This is a genomic window from Paenibacillus antarcticus, from assembly GCF_001637225.1.
Taxonomy (GTDB): Bacteria; Bacillota; Bacilli; order Paenibacillales; family Paenibacillaceae; genus Paenibacillus_AQ; species Paenibacillus_AQ antarcticus.
Map to the genome: position 1 here is coordinate 1 of NZ_LVJI01000021.1, position 652 is coordinate 652.

At 44.5% G+C, this 652-nt stretch carries 1 rRNA gene; it reads left to right on the forward strand.

What is annotated here, in order from left to right:
• Positions 1-258: 258 nt before the first annotated feature.
• Positions 259-652: ribosomal RNA gene (locus tag PBAT_RS15590) — 23S ribosomal RNA — on the forward strand; the annotation flags it as partial.

Sequence of the window (652 nt, forward strand, 5' to 3'; positions counted from 1 at the left end):
TGTTCAGCTTTGAAAGAGCAATCTTTCAAAACGTTGTTTCATTTATAGAAATAACTTTGATCCTTGAAAACTAGATAACGAACGAATTTGCAAGTAAGAAACGAACATTCTTTTTAACTAGTTCGGTTAACTTGTTAACTGAGCAAAGTGTAAAAGTAGCAGTGAGTATTCAGTTTACTGAGTACAAGCTAATTGATATGCAAGTGTTTGGAGACTGAAGAACCTTCGGGTGAAGCAGACGAGAAACAGGAGCATGATGGTTAAGCTACTAAGAGCACACGGAGGATGCCTAGGCACTAGGAGTCGATGAAGGACGTGGCGAACAACGAAACTGCCTCGGGGAGCTGTAAGCAAGCTTTGATCCGGGGGTGTCCGAATGGGGAAACCCGGCTGTGGTAATACGCAGTCACTCATTTCTGAATACATAGGAAATGTAGAGACAGACCAGGGGAACTGAAACATCTAAGTACCCTGAGGAAGAGAAAACAATAGTGATTCCGTCAGTAGCGGCGAGCGAACGCGGATTAGCCCAAACCAAGGAGCTTGCTCTTTGGGGTTGTGGGACATCTCACATGGAGTTACAAAGGATTGGGTTAGGTGAAGAGGTCTGGAAAGGCCCGGCATAGAAGGTAAAAGCCCTGTAACCAAAAGT